The organism is Paenibacillus sp. oral taxon 786 str. D14 (genome assembly GCF_000159955.1).
Classification (GTDB): Bacteria; Bacillota; Bacilli; order Paenibacillales; family Paenibacillaceae; genus Fontibacillus; species Fontibacillus phoenicis.
The window spans coordinates 36,762-42,851 of the sequence record NZ_GG695995.1; the positions used below are offsets into that span (position 1 = coordinate 36,762).

At 50.8% G+C, this 6,090-nt stretch carries 9 protein-coding genes; 7 read left to right on the forward strand and 2 right to left on the reverse strand.

Going from position 1 to position 6,090, the window contains the following annotated elements:
• Positions 1–37: 37 nt before the first annotated feature.
• Positions 38–259, reverse strand: a complete 222-nt coding sequence (locus tag POTG_RS20565; RefSeq protein WP_009226765.1) for an alpha/beta-type small acid-soluble spore protein — start codon at positions 257–259, stop codon at positions 38–40.
• A gap of 137 nt (positions 260–396) precedes the next feature.
• On the opposite strand from POTG_RS20565, the gene nrdR reads away from it, so the two are divergent.
• The 6 genes from nrdR (at position 397) to POTG_RS20595 (ending at position 5,440) form a co-directional block, all read left to right on the forward strand.
• Positions 397–867: a transcriptional regulator NrdR gene (gene nrdR / locus POTG_RS20570; RefSeq protein ID WP_009226766.1), complete on the forward strand. Its 471-nt coding sequence runs from the start codon at positions 397–399 to the stop codon at positions 865–867.
• A gap of 180 nt (positions 868–1,047) precedes the next feature.
• The gene (locus POTG_RS20575) at positions 1,048–2,004 is read left to right on the forward strand and encodes a phosphate ABC transporter substrate-binding protein (protein ID WP_009226767.1); all 957 of its coding nucleotides are present in this window, start codon (positions 1,048–1,050) and stop codon (positions 2,002–2,004) included.
• Positions 2,005–2,090: 86 nt separating this feature from the next.
• Positions 2,091–2,993 carry a phosphate ABC transporter permease subunit PstC gene (pstC, locus tag POTG_RS20580; RefSeq protein WP_009226768.1) on the forward strand — a complete coding sequence of 301 codons (903 nt, stop codon included), beginning with the start codon at positions 2,091–2,093 and terminating at the stop codon, positions 2,991–2,993.
• Entirely contained in the window at positions 2,990–3,877 is an 888-nt protein-coding gene (gene pstA / locus POTG_RS20585) for a phosphate ABC transporter permease PstA (protein WP_009226769.1), read from the forward strand. The genes pstC and pstA overlap by 4 nt, the downstream gene beginning before the upstream one ends.
• Positions 3,878–3,891: 14 nt before the next feature.
• A complete protein-coding gene (gene pstB / locus POTG_RS20590; RefSeq protein ID WP_009226770.1) occupies positions 3,892–4,650 on the forward strand; it encodes a phosphate ABC transporter ATP-binding protein PstB in 759 nt (252 codons plus the stop codon).
• A 166-nt stretch (positions 4,651–4,816) separates the two neighbouring features.
• Complete coding sequence (locus POTG_RS20595) at positions 4,817–5,440, forward strand: DedA family protein (RefSeq protein ID WP_036646478.1); 624 nt, start codon at positions 4,817–4,819, stop codon at positions 5,438–5,440.
• Between the two features lie 38 nt (positions 5,441–5,478).
• Here the strand turns inward: POTG_RS20595 and POTG_RS20600 are convergent, their stop codons facing one another.
• Entirely contained in the window at positions 5,479–5,721 is a 243-nt protein-coding gene (locus POTG_RS20600) for a hypothetical protein (protein ID WP_442852594.1), read from the reverse strand.
• A 204-nt stretch (positions 5,722–5,925) separates the two neighbouring features.
• On the opposite strand from POTG_RS20600, the gene POTG_RS24505 reads away from it, so the two are divergent.
• The gene (locus POTG_RS24505; protein WP_198136240.1) at positions 5,926–6,045 is read left to right on the forward strand and encodes a sporulation protein YjcZ; all 120 of its coding nucleotides are present in this window, start codon (positions 5,926–5,928) and stop codon (positions 6,043–6,045) included.
• Positions 6,046–6,090: the final 45 nt, after the last annotated feature.

A 6,090-nucleotide genomic window follows, 5' to 3' on the forward strand; every position in this document is an offset into this window, starting at 1 on the left:
GACCTCACGCCAGCCAATGCTCTCTTCAGTTGATCGGTTATTTGAATTGACCTGCCAGCTGTTGTTCAGCCAGGGTCACCAGACGTTTCGTGATGAAACCACCGATCGAACCGTTTTCGTAAGAAGTCAGGTTACCAGCATATCCGTCTTGTGGGAAAGAGATGCCAAGCTCCTGAGCGATTTCATATTTCATTTGATCCAAAGCTCCGGATGCTTGTCTAACCACCAGGTTGTTCGAAGAGTTATTATTTTGGGCCATGATTTGTTCACCTCCTTGTGGTTGGTAACAGTATTATGTGCCGGACTAGGAATTTCAATCACATGAATTTGCAGTAATTTATTGCCATCCGGTGAGACAGGCCGTGATGACGTCATTTAGAGGGGAGGTGTTCTAGTTTGAAATGTCCTTATTGCGACTATTTAGGCACCAAAGTGCTTGATTCGAGACCGGCGAACGAGAACCGTTCGATCCGCCGCCGGCGTGAATGCGAGAAATGCAACCGGCGGTTTACAACGTTTGAAATGGTGGAAGAAGTGCCGTTGATTGTGATCAAAAAGGATGGAAGCCGCGAGGAATTCAGCCGGGAGAAAATGCTGCGAGGTCTGATTCGAGCCTGCGAGAAACGTCCGGTTTCCGTCGAACAGCTGGAATCCATCGTATCCGAAGTGGAACGTTCCTTGCGCCACTCGGCGAACGCCGAGGTAGAGAGCCGGCAAATCGGCGAATTGGTGATGGAGCAGCTCTATCCGGTGGACGAGGTTGCATATGTACGGTTTGCTTCGGTTTATCGTCAATTTAAAGATATCAACATGTTTATGAAAGAACTCAAAGGCCTGCTGTCCAAAAATACAGGGGTCACGGAATAGTTCACTTCTCAAGCACTCTTCGCCGGCCGGCGCGGGAGTGTTTTTTTATTTTTTGCATAGAATAAACCTAAAGACTAAGATGCCCTCTTATTTTACACAAAGTTTACAAAACGAGAACACAGCATTGATCTTCGCTTTCTATAATCAAACTGTAAATCAATTAAGGGGGAAACCTAAACAATGAAAAAGAGTATGTTATTGATTTTGACTTTGGTGCTGAGCTTCGCGCTGGCAGCATGCGGTCAAAACAACGCGGCACCAAACAACACGGCCGGCACCAACGGAAGCACTGCGGATGATGCATCCGCGAGCAACGGGGGTAATGCAGCGACATCGGAACTTTCCGGGTCGATCTTGGCTGTAGGTTCCTCGGCTTTACAACCTTTGGTAGACCAAGTTTCGAAAAAATTTATGGATCAAAATCCAAATGTTTCTATACAAGTTCAAGGCGGCGGAAGCGGTACCGGGTTGACGCAGGTTTCCGGAGGCCAAGCGGACATCGGGAACTCCGACGTCTTCGCAGAAGAGAAGCTGGATGCGGCTCAAGCTGGTGAACTGGTTGACCACCAAGTTGCTGTCGTCGCGATGGCAGCTGTCGTTAACCCGGACATCACTGTCGACAATTTGACAAAAGACCAACTGGTCCAAATTTTCACGGGTAAAATCACAAATTGGAAAGATCTTGGCGGTCCGGACCAAGCGATTCAAATCGTAAACCGTCCGTCGAGCTCCGGGACTCGCGCCACATTTGAGAAATACGCGTTGGGTACGAAAACGGAGGACCTGCAAGGTTCGATCCAAGAAGATTCCTCCGGTACGGTAAAGAAACTGGTTGGAGAAACGCCGGGGGCGATCGGATATCTGGCCTTGTCCTACCTTGACGATACGGTCAAAGCTGTGAAGTACGAAGGCGTCGACGCAACGGAAGAAAACGTAGCAAACGGAACTTATCCGGTATGGGCTTATGAGCACATGTATACGAAAGGCGAGCCAAACGAAGTCGTGAAAGCCTTCTTGGACTACATGGTTTCCTCGGATGTTCAAGGCGACAACGGCGACGTAGTAGAGCTTGGCTATATTCCGATCAGCAAAATGCAAGTGGAACGCGATGTTGACGGCAACATCACGAAGAAATAACCAGCAGATTCGATAACATCATATCAGTGCGGCAAGAGGCGGACGGTTCTGCCTCTTTCTGTGCTGTTCTTAAAGGGAGAGGTTTCATGGCTCAGTCCGGCGGAAGAAAAAAAATACAACCGCATATCGTCGAGGAATGGACCGGCAAAATTTACGCTTCATTTTGTATCGTATTGCTGGTGGTTACGATCTTCTCGATGGTTTATTACGTAGCAACCAAGGGGTTAAGCACTTTTGTTCAAGACGGAATCTCACTAGGTGAAATTTTCGGCAGCACGAGCTGGAAGCCGGATGGGGAGCCGCCGATGTTTGGCGCCCTGCCGTTTATCTTGGGCTCGTTCAGCACTTCGATTCTGGCGGCGCTGATCGCAGCACCGCTTGGCATTTGCGCAGCATTGTTTATGGTTGAAATTATGCCGAAGTTCGGCAAGAAGTATTTGCAGCCGGTCATCGAGCTGCTGGCCGGGATACCTTCGGTCGTGTATGGTTTTGTGGGGCTTAGTATCATCGTACCTTTTTACAGGGATATTTTCCCGGGACAAGGTCTGGGGATCTTGGCGGGAGCGACCGTACTGTCGATCATGATATTGCCGACGATCACGTCGATCGCCACCGACGCCCTGTCTGCCCTGCCTCCCGGCTTGAAAGAAGGTTCCTACGCCCTTGGCGCTACGCGCTGGCAAACCTTGTCACGTACCGTATTGCCGACGACCTTACCGTCCTTGCTGACCGGGGTTGTACTCGGCATGGCTCGGGCTTTCGGGGAAGCCCTGGCGGTGCAGATGGTTATCGGGAACGCGCCGCATATCCCGCGCTCGCTCTTTGAATCCACCTCGACCTTGACCAGCGTCATTACGCTGAGCATGGGGAATACGGTCATGGGCACGACGCAGAATAACGTCCTCTGGACGCTGGCACTAATCTTGATGCTGATGACGTTTGTATTCGTCTTTATCGTGCGTTGGCTGGAAAGGAGAGCAAAACGATGAGCGCCAAAACCGTCGACAAAATCGCAACAGTTGTTATTATCACTTTAGCTGGCTTAATTGTCTTGATTATGGCGGGGTTACTCGGCTTTATTTTAGTCCGGGGGCTGGGTCATATCAGTTTCGATTTTCTCACGTCACCTCCTGAAACGATTAAGGCAGGTGGCGGGATCGGCCCGCAATTGTTTAATTCCTTGTTCCTCTTGGTCTTGACCATGATCATCACGATTCCGCTCGGTATCGGCGCGGGGGTCTATATGAGCGAATACGCTAAACCGGGGAAAATCACCGATTTTATCCGTTTGATCGTTGAGGTATTGTCCTCTTTTCCATCGATTGTCGTGGGTTTGTTTGGTTTGCTCGTGATCGTGAACCTGTTTGGCTTTGGCTTCTCCCTGTTCTCAGGGGCGTTAGCTTTGACGATCTTTAACCTGCCGCTGATGGTGCGGATTACCGAGCAAGGGTTAGCCAGCGTGCCGCAGGCGCAAAAGGAAGCCAGCTTGGCGCTGGGCTTGTCCAAATGGAAAACGATCCAATCGGTGATGCTGCCGATCGCCATGCCGGTGATTCTGACCGGAACGATCCTGGCGGCGGGCCGCGTGTTCGGCGAAGCAGCTGCCCTGTTGTTTACGGCCGGGATGAGCAGTCCGCGGCTCGACTTTAGCAACTGGAATCCGTTGAGCCCTACGTCCCCGCTGAATCCGTTCCGTCCGGCGGAGACGCTGGCGGTTCATATCTGGAAGATCAATTCCGAAGGCTTGGCGCCGGATGCGCCTGAAATTGCCGCCGGTGCATCGGCCGTCCTGATTTTGACCGTGCTGGTGTTTAACTTGCTGGCTCGCTGGCTCGGACGCGTGATGCTCAAGAAATTTACGGCGACGAAATAGGAGGGCGAAGCCAAGTGTCAAATATTGAACTATCTACGAAAAACTTAAGCGTCTATTACGGAGAGAAACAAGCCGTTAAAAATATATCGCTCGATTTCGCTTCCCGGCAGGTAACCGCCTTGATTGGCCCTTCGGGCTGCGGCAAGTCCACATTCCTGCGCAGCCTGAATCGGATGAACGATTTGATCCGCGGGGCGAAGATCACGGGGGAAATCTGGATCGGGGACGACAATATCAATGATCCGAAGACCGATGTCGTGCTGCTGCGCCAAAAGATCGGCATGGTATGGCAGCGGCCAAACCCGTTCCATAAGTCCATCTATGAAAATATCGCTTTTGGACCGCGTTACCACGGGATTCGGGACAAGAAGAAGCTGGATCAGATCGTTGAGGAATCGCTCACCAAAGCGGCCCTTTGGGACGAAACGAAGGACCGACTGCACAGCTCCGCCTTGGCCCTGTCCGGCGGCCAGCAGCAAAGACTGTGCATCGCCCGATCGATTGCGGTCAATCCAAGCATCATCCTGATGGATGAACCGGCCTCGGCCCTGGACCCGGTATCCAGTGCCAAAATTGAAGAGCTGATCGCCGAGCTGAAGCAGGAATACTGCATTATCATCGTCACGCACAATATGCATCAGGCGGCTCGGGTGTCGGAAAAAACGGCGTTCTTCCTCATGGGGGAGCTGGTTGAGTACGGCGATACGAGTAAAATCTTTACCAATCCGTCCGAGAAACGTACAGACGATTATATCAGCGGCCGGTTCGGATAAGATACGTCTCTCCTTTTGCCACCTAGGAACAGGGCTGGACCCGGGGCGGGGAACCGCCCCGTTCGCGGTCCCTTTTAGATTGGAAAATCTCCGTATATACTGATAACATAAAGAGTGGACTGATTGGCGTGGGCAGCGCCTGCAATGGCTAAAGGAGATTTGGATGATGGACGTATTGGATTGGATTGAAAGGATGTTTGAGCATTACGGCTATTTTGTTCTGCTGCTCGGACTTCCCATCGACTTTATCGCGCTGCCGCTGCCTCCGGGTCAAACGACTCTGACCTATACGGGATATTTGGCATATAAAGGCGTGCTAGGTTTCCTGCCGGCACTCTTCGCTGGATATGCTGGGGCGGTGATCGGGGTGACGATTACCTATTTCGTCGGACATCGGGTCGGTGTGCCGTTGATCGAACGCTATGGCAAGTGGATTATGGTCAAGCCCTCACATTTGGACAAAACGAGGCGGGTCTACGAGAAATACGGCAATAGAATGCTGCTTATCAGTTTCTTTGTGCCGGGTGTAAGGCAGTTTTTTGGTTATTTTGTAGGCATTATGCGCATTCCTTTTCGAACCTTTGCCCTGTATGCTTACACTGGAGCCGCACTTTGGGTCACGGTTTTTGTAAGCATCGGCTTGGTGTTTGGTGAACAGTGGCAAGTTGCCATCGACCTGGTCGAGAAATATTTAAAGTTTTTCTTTATTGGGCTGGGGGCGTTACTATTGGTACTCGTATATTTGAAATGGCGGAGATGGAGGCTGAAGGTAGCCAAGTTGTCCCGGTAATACCTCAAAGGCGCTGGAGCTGGCTCCGGCGCCTTTATTTATTTCCGCTTATTATTTTTATTTTCGGGTTTGCTTTGGTGCAAGATGAACTCGTCAAGCAGCGTCTCCTCAGTATCACCGCCGTTCTGCCCCTTTTCCTCCTTCAGCTTCAACAGGGAGAGCAAATCGAAAAGATCCCCAAGCACGGTGAACCCGGCGCCGATAATGGCCAAGTCGTCCGAGGATAGGTCATTTTCTTGGATTCTTTGGTATTGACGCCTCTTTTTTCCTCCCAAGAACACCACCTGCTTTTAAATCTACTTGTTTCATCTTATGCAAATGGCTATTGGCTTGACTAGGCGTGAGCTAGGCTAGAGCCGCCGTCTCATATTCAGCATGGGTACCTGGTGAACGTATACCCATTTTTGCCTCTCTCCGCGAATGTCCCGATCGTTCGCTAACGAACTGTAATATGATGTTCTATATTTAAAAAGGAGGGAAAATCAATGTCGGGATATGAAAATGGCGTAGGTGGCGTAGGTTATGGTGGTTTCTGGACTTCCACAGGGACGATTCTGGTTCTCTTCATCCTGCTGGTCATTGTTTCCAAAGCGTTTATCTTTTAATTGAATAGTACCTCATGCAAAGGCCCTGCTGCAGCAGGGCCTTTG